Source organism: Kitasatospora sp. YST-16 (genome assembly GCF_026802215.1).
GTDB lineage: Bacteria > Actinomycetota > Actinomycetes > Streptomycetales > Streptomycetaceae > Kitasatospora > Kitasatospora cineracea.
In genome coordinates this window covers 4,929,863-4,946,176 of record NZ_CP113837.1, presented here as the reverse complement: position 1 = coordinate 4,946,176, position 16,314 = coordinate 4,929,863, and the positions used below count along the sequence as shown (strand labels likewise).

At 68.7% G+C, this 16,314-nt stretch carries 8 protein-coding genes and 3 rRNA genes; all 11 read right to left on the bottom strand.

The features are described from left to right. Positions 1–29: 29 nt before the first annotated feature. Positions 30–1,190, bottom strand: coding sequence for a hypothetical protein (locus OU787_RS22635; RefSeq protein WP_268660386.1), 1,161 nt, complete (start codon positions 1,188–1,190; stop codon positions 30–32). A gap of 298 nt (positions 1,191–1,488) precedes the next feature. Continuing rightward, a complete protein-coding gene (locus OU787_RS22630; RefSeq protein ID WP_268660385.1) occupies positions 1,489–2,136 on the bottom strand; it encodes a YigZ family protein in 648 nt (215 codons plus the stop codon). Positions 2,137–2,261: 125 nt separating this feature from the next. Then, positions 2,262–3,545: a DUF6986 family protein gene (locus OU787_RS22625; protein ID WP_268660384.1), complete on the bottom strand. Its 1,284-nt coding sequence runs from the start codon at positions 3,543–3,545 to the stop codon at positions 2,262–2,264. A gap of 198 nt (positions 3,546–3,743) precedes the next feature. Further along, positions 3,744–5,429 carry a DUF2637 domain-containing protein gene (locus OU787_RS22620; protein WP_268660383.1) on the bottom strand — a complete coding sequence of 562 codons (1,686 nt, stop codon included), beginning with the start codon at positions 5,427–5,429 and terminating at the stop codon, positions 3,744–3,746. A 341-nt stretch (positions 5,430–5,770) separates the two neighbouring features. After that, positions 5,771–6,439, bottom strand: a complete 669-nt coding sequence (locus OU787_RS22615; RefSeq protein ID WP_030462978.1) for a response regulator transcription factor — start codon at positions 6,437–6,439, stop codon at positions 5,771–5,773. Further along, a complete protein-coding gene (locus OU787_RS22610; RefSeq protein ID WP_268660382.1) occupies positions 6,391–7,755 on the bottom strand; it encodes a sensor histidine kinase in 1,365 nt (454 codons plus the stop codon). The genes OU787_RS22615 and OU787_RS22610 overlap by 49 nt, the downstream gene beginning before the upstream one ends. Before the next feature lie 234 nt (positions 7,756–7,989). After that, a 5S ribosomal RNA gene (gene rrf / locus OU787_RS22605) occupies positions 7,990–8,106 on the bottom strand. Between the two features lie 84 nt (positions 8,107–8,190). Next, positions 8,191–11,297: ribosomal RNA gene (locus tag OU787_RS22600) — 23S ribosomal RNA — on the bottom strand. A 285-nt stretch (positions 11,298–11,582) separates the two neighbouring features. Beyond that, a 16S ribosomal RNA gene (locus OU787_RS22595) occupies positions 11,583–13,099 on the bottom strand. Together the 16S, 23S and 5S rRNA genes form the textbook arrangement of a ribosomal RNA operon. A 699-nt stretch (positions 13,100–13,798) precedes the next feature. Further along, positions 13,799–15,325, bottom strand: coding sequence for a CoA-acylating methylmalonate-semialdehyde dehydrogenase (locus OU787_RS22590; RefSeq protein ID WP_123552600.1), 1,527 nt, complete (start codon positions 15,323–15,325; stop codon positions 13,799–13,801). A gap of 106 nt (positions 15,326–15,431) precedes the next feature. Then, positions 15,432–16,181, bottom strand: a complete 750-nt coding sequence (locus OU787_RS22585; RefSeq protein WP_268660381.1) for a hypothetical protein — start codon at positions 16,179–16,181, stop codon at positions 15,432–15,434. Positions 16,182–16,314 lie beyond the last annotated feature (133 nt).

Here is a 16,314-nt window from a genome sequence, read left to right as displayed (position 1 = left end):
GGCCGCGTCGGCGTACTCCTGGAGCGCGGTCAGGCCGTCCCAGGTGAGCCGGGCCCAGCCGTCGGCCTCGCTCTGGCCGTCCAGGGCGAGCGTCTCCTTGCTGTCGCCGGTGAACTCCAGCAGCGGGAACTCGCCGAAGCGGTCGACGAGTTCGCCGAAGCTGACGGGGCCGGTGCCGCACCGGGGGCGGCGCGGTCCGCGCGGGAGCTCGATCCGCAGCCGGCAGCGCTCCAGCCGCACCGGCGGGCGTTCGACGACGGCCCGGGGGCGGCGGGCGCCTTGCGCGCCTCGGGCGGCAGCCGGAGCTCGGGGACGGCGGACAGCGGGGCGGGCAGCGGCAGTTCGGCGGCGATCCGGCGCGGTTCGCGGGCCAGCAGGGCGGCGGCGCGGCGCGGGTTCTCGTCGATCCGGCCGCGCGGCAGGACGGGGTGGCGGGCGGCGTCGGCCCGGGAGGCCGGGTCGACCTCGGGCAGGAAGGTGCGCACCGCGCCGCCGTACACCTTGTGGTACTCCAGGGCCAGGTTGAACCGGGGCAGCGCGCCGTGCCCGAGCACGTACAGCGAGGCCAGGCCGGGGAGTTGGCGCACCAGCGGGTCGAGCACCTGCTGCTGCCAGCGGTCGACCGGCACGGCGGGCGGGACGCTGGCCACCACGGTGGGCAACCGCCGTTCGGGGTCGCAGAGTTCGTCGATCAGGCCGTCCAGGTCGGCGGGGGTCAGCAGCCGGGGCGCAACGGCCAGCGGCACCGGGCCCTCGGCGGCGTCGAGCAGCGGCAGCAGGCGGCGGACCAGGTCGGGGACGGGCACCCGCCCGTGCGGGGCGACGGCGGGCCCGGCGGGGAGGTGCTCGGCCTCGATCCGCAGCCGGGTCGGCCCGTCGACGGTGTCGGTGGCCAGGGTGAGGGTCAGTTGGTCGGTGCCGTGCACGGCGGGCGTGCGCAGTCTGCGGCGGCTGTAGCGGGCGCCGGGGCCGCGGCCGGTCAGCGGGCCGTCGTCGCGGTCCAGCAGGACCCGGTCGCCGAGCCGTAGTCGCTCGGGCGGCGCCTGCCGTTCGCGGGGCGCGGGCTCCTCGTGGCCCTCGGACTTCAGTTGCTCGGCGAGGAGTTGGTCGACGAGGGCGGCGGTCTCGTGGTGCGGGCGGGGTGTCGCGGCCGTCAGCCGGTACGGTGGCTGGGCGTGGTCGGTGGGCATGCGCGGAACCTCCCGTGGTGCGGTGCTGGGGTCTGCGGATCCTCCTCCCGGGTGTCGCTGGCGAATCGTTGCTCCTGTCTCTAGGAGACGAAGCGATCAGGAGTGGAAGTTCCGCATCCGGCACCGCTTCCTTCGATCGGGTGTCATCCGGCGGCAACGGGAACGCCGCCTGTGCCGCCTCTGCTACCCGCCCGCCCGCGATCGATGCCGGGCCTCCCCCGGTCGGCCGCCGGGCCGGTCCGGGCCTCCGCCGGGGTCCCCCACCGGGCCCTTCACCGGGCCCCGGCCGGGGCGGCCGTCAGACGTCGACCTCGACGAACGTCCGTCCCGCCGGGCGGGCTTCGGCCGACCCGCCGGTCGCCTCGGCCAGCCAGGTGTGGAACTCCGCGGTCTCCGGCTCGGGGACGCCCACCTCGATCCGCACCCCGTCGGCCAGGTACTCCAGCCCGGCCACCGCGTACCCGGCCGCCCGCAGGTCGTTCTCCAGCCGCCCGGCCCGGGTGTGGTCGACGGCCACCGACAGCAGCGCGACCGGGCGCCGCTCCAGCAGCCCGACCTCGTCCAACGCCTCGGACACCGCCGCCCCGTACGCCCGCACCAGGCCGCCCGCGCCGAGCTTGATCCCGCCGAAGTACCGGGTCACCACGGCCGCGGTGTCGGTCACCCCGCGCCGTCGCAGCACCTCCAGCATCGGCACCCCGGCCGTCCCGGCGGGCTCGCCGTCGTCGCTGGAGCGCTCGCGCGGCTGCTCGCCGCCGACCACGAACGCCGTGCAGTTGTGCCGGGCGTCCCAGTACTGCTTGCGGACGCCCGCGATGAACGCCTGCGCCTCGTCCTCGTCGGCGACCCGCGCCAGGTGGCAGATGAACCGGGACTTCTTGATCTCCAGCTCGTGGCTGCCGGAGCCGCGGACGGTCAGGTACGGCTTGGGGCTCGGCTCCGCCATGGCGCTGGTGTTCTCCGCTGGGTCGTCGGTCGACGGTCGACAGTCGTCTGTCCGGTCCGGTCTCGGGCGTCCGGCCCCGCGCCGGTCCGCCCGTCCAGCCTATGCCCCGCGCCCGGGGCTCCCGTTCAGCGGCCGGCCAGGGCGTCCAGCCGGGCCCGGTCGAGGCCGGTGCGCTCGGTGACCTCGGCGAGGTCGACGGCGCCGCAGTCCAGGCCGCGCAGCACGTAGCCGCTGAGCGCGCGGGCGGTGGCGGGCTCGTCCATCACGTCGCCGCCGGACTTGGCGACGTACGCGGCGAGCCGGGCGCAGGCGGCGGCCAGGCCCTCGCGGTAGAACGCGTAGACGGCGGCGTACCGGGTCGGCAGGTGGGCGGGGTGCATGTCCCAGCCCTGGTAGTAGGCGCGGGCCAGCGAGCGGCGGACCAGGCCGTGGTGCAGCCGCCAGGCGGCGTGCACCTGCTCGGCGGTGCCGGCCGGGACGACGTTGGTGGAGCCGTCGGAGAGCCGGACGCCGGTGCCGGCCGCGGCGGCCTGCATGACGGCCTTGGCGTGGTCGGCGGCCGGGTGGTCCATGCTCTGGTGGGCGGCGGAGACCCCGCAGGCGGCGCTGTAGTCGAAGGTGCCGTAGTGCAGGCCGGTGGCCCGGCCCTCGGCGGCCCCGATCATCAGCGCGACGGTGGCCCGGCCGTCCGGGCCGAGGATCGCCTGGGTGGTCTCGATCTGGATCTCGAACCCGATCCGCCCGGCGGGCAGCCCGGCCCGCCGCTCGAAGTCCTCCAACAGCCGCACCAGCGCGGTGACCTGGGCCGCGTAGGTGACCTTCGGCAGGGTCAGCACCAGCCCGTCCGGCAGGCCGCCCTCGGCCAGCAGGGTGCCCAGGAACAGCTCCAGGGTGCGGATGCCGCGGGCCCGGACCGGGGCCTCCAGGCACTTGATCCGGATCCCGACGTACGGCGGGGCGCTGCCGTCGGCGACCGCGGCGGCCACCAGCCGGGCGGCCCGGACGGCCTCGGCGTCCTCCTCGGCGTCGGGGCGCGGGCCGTAGCCGTCCTCGAAGTCGATCCGCAGGTCCTCGATCGGCTCGCGCTCCAGCTTGGCCCGCACCCGGGCGTGCACGTCGGCCAGCAGCGCGTCGTCCGCGACCCCGAGCGCCTCGGCGAGCCGCCCCGGCGTACCGGCGTGCTCGTCGAACGCGGCGAGCGCCTGCGCGCCCCACTCCCGGACGGTGTCCGCCCCGAACGCGTCGGCCGGCACGTACACGGTGTGCACCGGCTGCCGGGAGCCGCTCTCGCCCGGGTAACGACGCGTCAACTCGGCGTCCACGGGGGCGAGCAGCGCCTCGACGGCCGCCAGGGCGGTGTCCGAGAACGAGACGGGCTGGGCGGCATCGACCTGGGCAGGCTGCGACATCCGGAGGCTCCTCCACTCACCACGCGACTTCAACAATTTGTTGAGGCGAAGGTAGTGGCGGCCCCGCGGAACCGTCAATGGCCGCCCGGCCGGAGGAACCGGCGGACGGCCATCGCGTATTTGTGGCTATCTCCGAACGGGGCTGCCTCGGAACGGGGCAGCCTCCGAGCGGGGCAGCCTCCGAACGGGGGCGCGGGATCACTCGCCCCGGCCGGACTCCATGTACCGCTCCTGCAGGTCCTGCCAGACCTTCTCGACGTCCTTCACCGTCACGCCGCCGTCCGGGCGCGAACCCGGGACCCCGCGCTGGCTCAGGTACTCCGCGAACCGGCGCTCGTCGGGATGCCGCTGGTTCTCCTCCATGTAGCTGACCAGCGCGTCGAAGCACTCGTTCGGGTCCAGTGGCTCCACCGCGCCCGGCATCGGCCGCCGCGCCGGGGCGTCCTCCTCCCCGAACGGCAGCGGCTCCGGCTCGGGCGCCATCATCGACTCCAGCCGCATCGGCCGGCCGGGCACCAGGATCGGCTCCGCCGCCTCCGCCACCGGCACCTGCTGCCGGGCCGCCGGACCACGCCCGTTCGCCGCCGGCCGGTACTCCTCCGGGCGGTACTCCTCCACCGGCCGGTACTCCTCCGGCCGGCCGCCCTGCTCCGGGTACGCCTCGCCCTGCGGCGGCTGGTAGCCCGACTGCGGCCGGCCCTCCGGGCCGTCCTCCGCACCGCTCGGCCGCGGCGCCTTGAACCACGGCGACGCCTGCCCCGGCACCCGCGCCGTGTGCACCTGCTGGTCCGGCTCCGCCACGTGCGAGCGCACCGGGCGGGCCGTCCACACGTTCAGCTCCGCGGACGGGTCGATCACCGGCGCGGCCTGCGCCGCCTCCGGGTCCTGCTGGTCGCGCAGCCGCAACGCGGCCAGCTTCGCCAGCGTCGGCACCGCCACCGCCGCGGACACCTGCGGCACCTGCTGGACCGGCGGCTCCGCCGCACCCGCCGCCGCGGCCTGCTGTGCCTGGGCCTGGGCCTGTGCCTGGGCCGCCTGCTGAGCCGGCGTCAGCCGGCCGCCCCGCACCGTCTGCGCCGCGGGCGCCGCCTGAACGGACTGGACGGACTGCCCCGCCACCACGGCCGCCACGGCCGGCCCGGCCTGGGCCGCCGACACCGCCGGCGCCGCCTGCTCGGCCGCCGCCGCACTGCCCGGCACCAGCAGCGGGCCGTCGATCCGGTCCAGCACCGTCGGGTCCAGCGGGACACCGTACTTGGCCAGCTTCAGCGGCAGCAGCGCCTGGAACGGCGCCGAGCGCCGCCAGCCCCGCCCGTACCGGAACCGCAGCTGTGCCCGGTACACCAGCCGGTTCTGCTCCAGCCGCACCGTCTCGTCGTACGAGCGCAGCTCCCACAGCTTCATCCGCCGCCACAGCCGGAACGTCGGCACCGGCGACAGCACCCAGCGCATCAACCGCACCGACTCCATGTGCCGGTCCGCGGTGATCGCCGCGATCCGGCCCACCGCGTGCCGCGAGGCCTCGACCACCACCACGAACAGCACCGGGATCACCGCATGCATCGCCATGCCCAGCGCGTCGCCCCAGGAGGCCGCCGCGTTGAACGCGATCGTCGCCGCGGTCAGCAGCCAGGCCGTCTGCCGCAGCAGCGGGAACGGGATCCGCAGCCAGGTCAGCACCAGGTCCAGCGAGAGCAGCACCACGATGCCCGCGTCCACGCCGATCGGGAAGGCGTAGGCGAAGGCACCGAAGCCCTTCTCCATCGCCAGGTCCCGCACCGAGTTGTACGACCCCGCGAAACCGATCCCCGAGATCACGCACGCGCCGACGGCCACCACACCCAGCAGTGCCCGGTGCGCGCGGGTAAGGGAAGGACGTGCCATTCGTTGATCAACCCCTGGGACTCGGCAGCTGCCGTATACGACCTGTAGCCGCCGAGTACACGTCCCCGCCCCGGGGCGCACCCGTCGGTCATCGCGTCAGGACGCGATGCCGGTGCGCCGTTGACAGACTCGGCCCACCGGATACTACTCGTACGGGCGTTCGCCTCCGTCGCCAGGCCGGACCGGCACCGCACCTCCACTGGTCCACACCACTGTGCGCACCGCCGTGCCGCCCGCCGCCGGCCCTGCTCCGGCCTGCCCGGCCCCGTCCGTCCGCCCCTTCCGCTGGCGTCCTCCTACCCTTCTGACCTCCCGCCCGGCACGGCCGAGAGCCACCCGGCTCAGCCCTCCGCCGGCCGCTCCGCCGCACCGTTCAAGTACGCCAGCACCGCCAGCACCCGCCGGTTGGCGTCCTCTGTCGGCGCGAGTTCCAACTTCCCGAAGATGTTGGCGATGTGCTTGGCCACCGCCCCGTCACTGACCGTCAGCCGGGCCGCGATCGCCGAGTTCGAACAGCCCTCCGCCATCAGCCCCAGCACCTCCCGCTCCCGCGGCGACAGCCGCTGCAACGGCTCCGACCCCGCGCTGTGCTGCAGAAGTCGACCGATCACGTCCGGATCCATCGCCGTCCCCCCGGCCGCCACCCGTCGCACCGCGTCCACGAACTGGTCCGCGTTGAACACCCGGTCCTTGAGCAGGTACCCCACCCCGCCCGTCCCGTCCGCCAGCAACTCCCGCGCGTACAACTGCTGGACGTGCTGCGACAGCACCAGCACCGGCAGGCCCGGGATCTCCCGGCGCGCCGCCAACGCCGCCTGGAGCCCCTCGTCCGTCAGCGTCGGCGGCAGCCGGACGTCCACCACCGCCACGTCCGGCCGCTCGGACAGCAGCGCCGCCAGCAGATCCGGCCCGGTCTCCACCGCCGCCGCGATGGTGAACCCGTGGATCTCCAACAGCCGGGTCAGACCTTGGCGGAGGAGGTAGAGGTCCTCGGCGAGGACAACGCGCACGGCAGCTCCATCGTGATCGTGGTCGGCCCGCCCACCGGACTGTCGAGCGAGATCGTCCCGTCGAACGTACCCAATCGCTTCTCGATCCCCCGCAGCCCGCCGTCCGCCTCCATCCGCGCACCCCCGTGCCCGTCGTCCGTCACCACCACCCGCAGCCGGCCCGCCCGGTACAGCACGTCCACCCAGGTGTGCCGGGCCCGGGCGTGCTTCGCCGCGTTCGCCAGCAACTCGCTCACGCTGAAGTACACCGCCGTCTCCAGCGCCGCCTCCGGACGCCCCGGCAGACTCACCGTCACCTCCGCCGGCACCACCGCCGTCAGCGCCAACTCGCGCACCGCGTCCGGCAGCCCGCGCTCCGCCAGCACCGGCGGATGGATGCCCCGCACCAGGTCACGCAACTCCTGCAGGGCCTTCGCCGACGACTCCCGGGCCTCCGCCAGCAGCTCCCTGGCCGCCTCCTGGTCCGTCCTCATCAGGTGCTCGATCGTCCCCAGCGTCAACCCGATCGACACCAGCCGTGCCTGCGCCCCGTCGTGCAGATCCCGCTCGATCCGCCGCAACTCCGCAGCCTGCGCGTCCACCGCATCCGCGCGTGTCTCCGTCAGGTGCGCCACCCGCTCGGTCAACTGCGCCCGGCTCGGCTGCGGCCCACCGCCCAGCACCCGGCACGCGAACGCCCCGTGCGCCCGCACCGCCCACGGCATCGCCAGCAGCCCCGCCACCACCAGCGCCCCGCCGAGCACCACGGAGAAGAGCAGGTTCACCCGGTGGTTCTCCACCCCGAAGAAGTGCCGCGAATCCACCGCCGCAGTCCCCATGAACACCAGCCCGCCCCACACCAGCCCCATCGGCACTCCCAGCAGCGCCAGCACCCCCACCGGATTGGCCACCCACCACAGCCCCTCCCGTTGCACCTGACGGTCCCGCACCACCCACCGCACGAACTGCACCAACCGCGCTACCTCCGCCCGCCGGTGGTACGACACCCCCGTCCACCAGAACCCCCGCGCGTCCTGCTCCAACGCCTCCCGCCGCGAATACACCACCCCCCACGGCTCCCCCGCCTCCCGTGCCACCCGCCGCCGCGTCCACACCGCACCCCGCCGCACGAACCAGTACAGCGAAGACACCCCCGCCAGAACCGCACCGGGCACCGCCACGTACGGCGCCAGCGGCCCCTGGTCGAACAGCTGCACCGCCACGAACGCCGCACACACCGTCGCCAACAGCGGCCCCACCACCCCCGCTCCCGCCGCCACCGTCATCACCACGGCCTGCCCGCCGGCCCGCACCGCCACCCGCACCCGCTCACCCACCGCAGACCGAGCAGCCCCACCACCGAACCACGCTGTCGTCGCCAAAACCCACTCCCCGAGAAGTCGAACGCCGTCCCCAACAACGCTCTCAGTCTCCCTCTCCCCCCAGGCCGGCACATTGGCCGTGCCACCCGTCTTTGAGGTGGACCTAGCACCACCCCCTTGGTGGCACTTGCTCCCGGGAACGCGAGAAAGCCCCCTGACTTCCCGTCAGGGGGCTTTCTCTGAATGATTGTTCGGCGGCGTCCTACTCTCCCACAGGGTCCCCCCTGCAGTACCATCGGCGCTGTGAGGCTTAGCTTCCGGGTTCGGAATGTAACCGGGCGTTTCCCTCACGCTATGACCACCGAAACACGATGAAACCGTGCACCGCCCGGCCGGGTCTCCCCGGCGGGGGGTCGTTGTTTCAGAACAACACAGTGGACGCGAGCAACTGAGGACAAGCCCTCGGCCTATTAGTACCGGTCAACTCCACCCCTCACAGGGCTTCCATATCCGGCCTATCAACCCAGTCGTCTACTGGGAGCCTTACCCTCTCAAAGGAGGTGGGAGTGCTCATCTCGAAGCAGGCTTCCCGCTTAGATGCTTTCAGCGGTTATCCCTCCCGAACGTAGCCAACCAGCCATGCCCTTGGCAGGACAACTGGCACACCAGAGGTTCGTCCGTCCCGGTCCTCTCGTACTAGGGACAGCCCTTCTCAACACTCCTACGCGCACAGCGGATAGGGACCGAACTGTCTCACGACGTTCTAAACCCAGCTCGCGTACCGCTTTAATGGGCGAACAGCCCAACCCTTGGGACCTACTCCAGCCCCAGGATGCGACGAGCCGACATCGAGGTGCCAAACCATCCCGTCGATATGGACTCTTGGGGAAGATCAGCCTGTTATCCCCGGGGTACCTTTTATCCGTTGAGCGACGGCGCTTCCACAAGCCACCGCCGGATCACTAGTCCCTACTTTCGTACCTGCTCGACCCGTCAGTCTCACAGTCAAGCTCCCTTGTGCACTTACACTCAACACCTGATTGCCAACCAGGCTGAGGGAACCTTTGGGCGCCTCCGTTACCCTTTAGGAGGCAACCGCCCCAGTTAAACTACCCACCAGACACTGTCCCTGATCCGGATCACGGACCCAGGTTAGACATCCAGCACGACCAGAGTGGTATTTCAACGACGACTCCACGACAACTGGCGTTGCCGCTTCACAGTCTCCCACCTATCCTACACAAGCCGAACCGAACACCAATATCAAGCTATAGTAAAGGTCCCGGGGTCTTTCCGTCCTGCTGCGCGAAACGAGCATCTTTACTCGTAATGCAATTTCACCGGGCCTGTGGTTGAGACAGTCGAGAAGTCGTTACGCCATTCGTGCAGGTCGGAACTTACCCGACAAGGAATTTCGCTACCTTAGGATGGTTATAGTTACCACCGCCGTTTACTGGCGCTTAAGTTCTCAGCTTCGCCCGACCGAAATCGGACTAACCGGTCCCCTTAACGTTCCAGCACCGGGCAGGCGTCAGTCCGTATACATCGCCTTACGGCTTCGCACGGACCTGTGTTTTTAGTAAACAGTCGCTTCTCGCTGGTCTCTGCGGCCACCACCAGCTCAGGGAGCAAGTCCCGTCACCAGCAATGGCCCCCCTTCTCCCGAAGTTACGGGGGCATTTTGCCGAGTTCCTTAACCACAGTTCACCCGAACGCCTCGGTATTCTCTACCTGACCACCTGAGTCGGTTTGGGGTACGGGCCGCCATGAAACTCGCTAGAGGCTTTTCTCGACAGCATAGGATCATCCACTTCACCACAATCGGCTCGGCATCAGGTCTCAGACTTCGTGTTGCGCGGATTTGCCTACGCAACGTCCTACACCCTTACCCCGGGACTACCACCGCCCGGGCTGGACTACCTTCCTGCGTCACCCCATCGCTCACCTACTACCCCGTTGGGTCACCGGCTCCACCACGTCCCATTGTCCGAAGACTCCGGGCGGCTTCACGGGCTTAGCATCAAGAGGTTTGACGTTGGCGCTTCAAAGCGGGTACGGGAATATCAACCCGTTGTCCATCGACTACGCCTGTCGGCCTCGCCTTAGGTCCCGACTTACCCTGGGCAGATCAGCTTGACCCAGGAACCCTTGGTCAATCGGCGCAAGAGTTTCCCACTCTTGTATCGCTACTCATGCCTGCATTCTCACTCGTGAACCGTCCACAACTCGATTCCTCGGCTGCTTCACCCGGCACACGACGCTCCCCTACCCATCACAGCCTCCGTTGGGAGTATTGCTGCAATGACACGACTTCGGTGGTGTGCTTGAGCCCCGCTACATTGTCGGCGCGGAATCACTTGACCAGTGAGCTATTACGCACTCTTTCAAGGGTGGCTGCTTCTAAGCCAACCTCCTGGTTGTCTCTGCGACTCCACATCCTTTCCCACTTAGCACACGCTTAGGGACCTTAGTCGGTGTTCTGGGCTGTTTCCCTCTCGACCATGGAGCTTATCCCCCACAGTCTCACTGCCGCGCTCTCACTTACCGGCATTCGGAGTTTGGCTAAGGTCAGTAACCCGGTAAGGCCCATCGCCTATCCAGTGCTCTACCTCCGGCAAGAAACACGCGACGCTGCACCTAAATGCATTTCGGGGAGAACCAGCTATCACGGAGTTTGATTGGCCTTTCACCCCTAACCACAGGTCATCCCCCAGGTTTTCAACCCTGGTGGGTTCGGTCCTCCACACGGTCTTACCCGCGCTTCAACCTGCCCATGGCTAGATCACTCCGCTTCGGGTCTTGGGCATGCAACTCAGGGCGCCCTATTCGGACTCGCTTTCGCTACGGCTACCCCACACGGGTTAACCTCGCTACACACCGCAAACTCGCAGGCTCATTCTTCAAAAGGCACGCAGTCACAGCCCGAAGGCTGCCCCCACGGCTTGTAGGCACACGGTTTCAGGTACTATTTCACTCCGCTCCCGCGGTACTTTTCACCATTCCCTCACGGTACTATCCGCTATCGGTCACCAGGGAATATTTAGGCTTAGCGGGTGGTCCCGCCAGATTCACACGGGATTTCTCGGGCCCCGTGCTACTTGGGAGAAGCTCAAGCGAGCCGTACAGATTTCGTCTACGGGGGTCTTACCCTCTACGCCGGACCTTTCGCATGTCCTTCGACTACCCATACGGTTTCTGACTCGCCCAGCCGCCGGCAGACGACTGAAGAACCTTCCCACAACCCCGTCGTGGCAACCCCTGCCGGGTCTCACACCACAACGGTTTGGCCTCATCCGGTTTCGCTCGCCACTACTCCCGGAATCACGGTTGTTTTCTCTTCCTGCGGGTACTGAGATGTTTCACTTCCCCGCGTTCCCTCCACACTGCCTATGTGTTCAGCAGCGGGTGACAGCCCATGACGACTGCCGGGTTTCCCCATTCGGACACCCCCGGATCAAAGCTCGGTTGACAGCTCCCCGGGGCCTATCGCGGCCTCCCACGTCCTTCATCGGTTCCTGGTGCCAAGGCATCCACCGTGCGCCCTTAAAAACTTGGCCACAGATGCTCGCGTCCACTGTGCAGTTCTCAAACAACGACCAGACACCCAAACCCGACACCCTGTTACGGGGCGCCCGGCATGAGGCCGGCATCCATGAGAAAACGATCACTCGTTCCCTCAGGACCCAACAACGTGCCCGGCACAGTCACTCCCAGAGAACCGCGTTCCACGCCCCGGAGGGGCAGTACTGGCGACCTGTTCGCTTCCTGTGCCGAATAGTCAACGTTCCACCCATGAGCAACCGTGCGAGACATGCGCTCGCATTCGGCCATGTGCTCCTTAGAAAGGAGGTGATCCAGCCGCACCTTCCGGTACGGCTACCTTGTTACGACTTCGTCCCAATCGCTGGTCCCACCTTCGACGGCTCCTCCCCTTACGGGTTAGGCCACCGGCTTCGGGTGTTACCGACTTTCGTGACGTGACGGGCGGTGTGTACAAGGCCCGGGAACGTATTCACCGCAGCATGCTGATCTGCGATTACTAGCAACTCCAACTTCATGGGGTCGAGTTGCAGACCCCAATCCGAACTGAGACCGGCTTTTTGGGATTCGCTCCGCCTCGCGGCATCGCAGCCCTTTGTACCGGCCATTGTAGCACGTGTGCAGCCCAAGACATAAGGGGCATGATGATTTGACGTCGTCCCCACCTTCCTCCGAGTTGACCCCGGCAGTCTCCTGTGAGTCCCCGACATTACTCGCTGGCAACACAGAACAAGGGTTGCGCTCGTTGCGGGACTTAACCCAACATCTCACGACACGAGCTGACGACAACCATGCACCACCTGTACACCGACCACAAGGGGGCGCCCATCTCTGGACGTTTCCGGTGTATGTCAAGCCTTGGTAAGGTTCTTCGCGTTGCGTCGAATTAAGCCACATGCTCCGCTGCTTGTGCGGGCCCCCGTCAATTCCTTTGAGTTTTAGCCTTGCGGCCGTACTCCCCAGGCGGGGAACTTAATGCGTTAGCTGCGGCACCGACGACGTGGAATGTCGCCAACACCTAGTTCCCAACGTTTACGGCGTGGACTACCAGGGTATCTAATCCTGTTCGCTCCCCACGCTTTCGCTCCTCAGCGTCAGTAATGGCCCAGAGATCCGCCTTCGCCACCGGTGTTCCTCCTGATATCTGCGCATTTCACCGCTACACCAGGAATTCCGATCTCCCCTACCACACTCCAGCCTGCCCGTATCGAATGCAGACCCGGGGTTGAGCCCCGGGCTTTCACATCCGACGCGACAGGCCGCCTACGAGCTCTTTACGCCCAATAATTCCGGACAACGCTCGCACCCTACGTATTACCGCGGCTGCTGGCACGTAGTTAGCCGGTGCTTCTTCTGCAGGTACCGTCACTTGCGCTTCTTCCCTGCTGAAAGAGGTTTACAACCCGAAGGCCGTCATCCCTCACGCGGCGTCGCTGCATCAGGCTTTCGCCCATTGTGCAATATTCCCCACTGCTGCCTCCCGTAGGAGTCTGGGCCGTGTCTCAGTCCCAGTGTGGCCGGTCGCCCTCTCAGGCCGGCTACCCGTCGTCGCCTTGGTGGGCCGTTACCCCACCAACAAGCTGATAGGCCGCGGGATCATCCTGAACCGCCGGAGCTTTCCACCGACCCCCATGCGGGAGACGGTCGTATCCGGTATTAGACCTCGTTTCCAAGGCTTGTCCCAGAGTTCAGGGCAGATTCCCCACGTGTTACTCACCCGTTCGCCACTGATCCACCCCGAAGGGCTTCACCGTTCGACTTGCATGTGTTAAGCACGCCGCCAGCGTTCGTCCTGAGCCAGGATCAAACTCTCCGTGAATGTCTCCACGGGGAGCGGCACGGCAACCACCGGAATAAGGCGGCCCCGCGCACTGCGTCCTCGCTAGTGTTTTACTTCAAAAGGAATCTCCAACCAACCGGAACCGGTTGGCCGGGGATGTCAACATATCTGGCGTTGACTTTTGGCACGCTGTTGAGTTCTCAAGGAACGGACACTTCCTTCGGACCGCATTCCTGCGGACCCTCCGGGCGCTTCGTTCTTTCGTGTTTCCAGCTTATCAGATCCGAGCTTGTGCTCTTTCCCGACTCGCTTTCGTCTTCTGCGGCTTGACGCCCCGTCCGACGTTTCAAACTCTAGCCGATCCCCGCTCCTGAAAGCGAATCGGCCGCAATCTCCGAAAAAAGCGCACGCCGAAAATACGAACGGGGACGCGAAAGAGACGCGACCCGTCACGGATCATCGAGCTGGTTTCTCAAGGGATTGGCCGCCCCGGGACCGTCCACACAGATGCGTGTCCGGTGCTCCCTGCCGAGCGACCAGTGAACACTACGCCCGATCCGACCTGGGTGCAAATGGGGTGACGGAGCCGGTTCGCCTTCGGCTCGGCGTGGTCGCCGTTGCAAGACGGCGCACGGTCCCGAACGGCCGGAAGGCCGGCCCCTGGTGGGGGCCGGCCTTCCGTCGCGCTGGGATGCGCCGGGACACGGTGGTGCGCGGTGGTGCGCGGTGGGCTGCTGCTCAGCTGTTGGTGGGGAAGCCCAGGTTGATGCCGCCGTGCGAGGGGTCGAGCCAGCGCTGGGTGACGGCCTTGCCGCGGGTGAAGAACTGGACGCCGTCGGCACCGTAGGCGTGGGAGTCGCCGAACAGCGAGGCCTTCCAGCCGCCGAAGGAGTAGTAGGCGACGGGGACGGGGATCGGCACGTTGATGCCGACCATGCCGACCTCGACCTCGTTCTGAAAGCGCCGGGCCGCGCCGCCGTCGTTGGTGAAGATGGCGGTGCCGTTGCCGTAGGGGTTGGCGTTGATGAGTTCCAGGCCCTCGTCGTAGGAGGGGACCCGGACGACCGACAGGATCGGGCCGAAGATCTCGTCGTTGTAGACGGACATGCCCGGCTTGACGTGGTCGAACAGGGTGGGGCCGAGCCAGAAGCCGTCGGCGGTGGGGGCGCCGTTGGCGTCCTCGGCGGTGATGGCGTGCTTGCGGCCGTCGACGGCCAGCTCGGCGCCGTCGGCGACGCCGGACTCGACGTAGGAGGTGACCTTGTCGCGGTGTGCGCCGGTGACCAGCGGGCCCATCTCGGAGTCGCCGTTGCAGCCGGGGCCGACCTTGAGGGTGGCCATCCGCTCCTTGATCTTGGCGACCAGCTCGTCGCCGATCGGGTCGACGGCGACCAGGACGGAGACGGCCATGCAGCGCTCGCCGGCCGCACCGAAGCCGGCGTTGATGGCGGCGTCGGCGGCCAGGTCGAGGTCGGCGTCGGGGAGCACCAGCATGTGGTTCTTGGCGCCGCCGAGGGCCTGCACGCGCTTGCCGTAGCGGGTGCCGGTCTCGTACACGTAGCGGGCGATGGGGGTGGAGCCGACGAAGGAGACCGACTTGACGTCGGGGTGCTCCAGCAGGCGGTCGACGGAGACCTTGTCGCCGTGGACGACGTTGAAGACGCCGTCGGGGAGGCCGGCCTCCTTCCACAGCTCGGCGATGAAGTTGGCGGCGGACGGGTCCTTCTCGGACGGCTTGAGGATGACCGTGTTGCCGGCCGCGATGGCGATCGGGAAGAACCACATCGGCACCATGGCCGGGAAGTTGAACGGAGAGATGATGGCGACCGGGCCGAGCGGCTGGCGGATCGAGTAGACGTCGACGCCGGTGGAGGCCTGCTCGGTGAAGCCGCCCTTGATCAGCTGCGGGATGCCGCAGGCGTACTCGACGACCTCCTGGCCGCGGGCCAGCTCGCCGAGGGCGTCGGAGTGCACCTTGCCGTGCTCGGAGACGATGATCGCGGCGAGTTCGTCCTTGCGGGCGTTGAACAGCTCGCGGAAGTTGAACAGCACCTGGGTGCGCTTGGCGATCGAGGTGTGGCGCCAGGAGGCGAACGCCTGGGCGGCGGCGGCGACCGCCTGGTCGACCTCCGCGATCTCGGCGAAGTCGACCTGGCCGGTCACCTGGCCGGTGGCCGGGTCGTGGAGGTCGCCGCGGCGGGGCGCGGTTCCGGCGGTGGCGACGTTCTGGCCGCCGATCCAGTGGGTGATGTGCTTGCTGCTCAAGGGTCTCTGCCTCCGATGTCCACGGATGTCCCGCGCTCGTTCTCCAGTCTGCGCGGGACGGCGGGCCCGCTCAACGAGCACCCTGACGGGGAAGCGCGATTCACCCTTACAGGTCGTCGGGAGGGCTGTCGGGAGAGCAGGCCGGACCGGTGGCCGGATCGGATTCGGCAGGTTCCAGCTGTTCCAGGTAGGGGTCGTGCAGGCCGTCGGCGAGCGCAGTGGTCTCCAGCAGGTCGAGGCGCAGGTCCTGGGCCCAGGCTTCGGCCCACCGCCGGGTGCCGGGGTCCTCGGGCGGCAGCAGCCCGGCGGCGGTCTCGAGCCGGTCGGCGAGCGTGCGGGCGGTGGTGTCCTCGTCGGGGCCGGAGTCGAACGCGTCGGCCAGCGCCAGGAGTTCGCCCTCCCGTCGGCGGGCGGTGAGGGCGTGCAGGACGTACAGGTCGGCGGGCAGGGCGCGTTCGCAGAGGGTGCGGACGGCGAGCACGGCAGCGTCGTCCAGTGCGGCGACGGGGACGGTGGCGCCGGCGGGGAGAACGGGCGGGTGGCGCAGCGGTTCCCGGCGCAGTTCGACGGCGAGCGTCAACTGCCGGACGGTGACGGCGAGTTGGCAGCGGCGTGCGGTGCCGGGCGGTTCCTGGACGCGGTGGCCGGCCGCCCGCAGGGTCTCGGCGAGTCCGGTGGCGAGGTCGGCGAGCGGCGGGCCCTCGCCGGTGACCAGCAGCAGGTCGGTGCCGTGGACGGGGGCGGCCAGGCCGTGCAGGCGCAGCGCGTCGGCTCCGGCCAGTACGAGGTCGTGCCGCAGGCAGTACGGCTGGGCGTCGGCGAGCAGCGCGGCCCGCTCGTCGGCGCCCGGGCCCATCTCACCGGCCGATCCCGCACCCGCACCCGAGCCCACTGCCCCCGCACCCGAGTCCGAGCCCACCGCCCCCACACTCACACCCGCACCCGCCGCTCCCGCGCCACCCGTGTCGTCCATGGGAACAGTCTGGTCC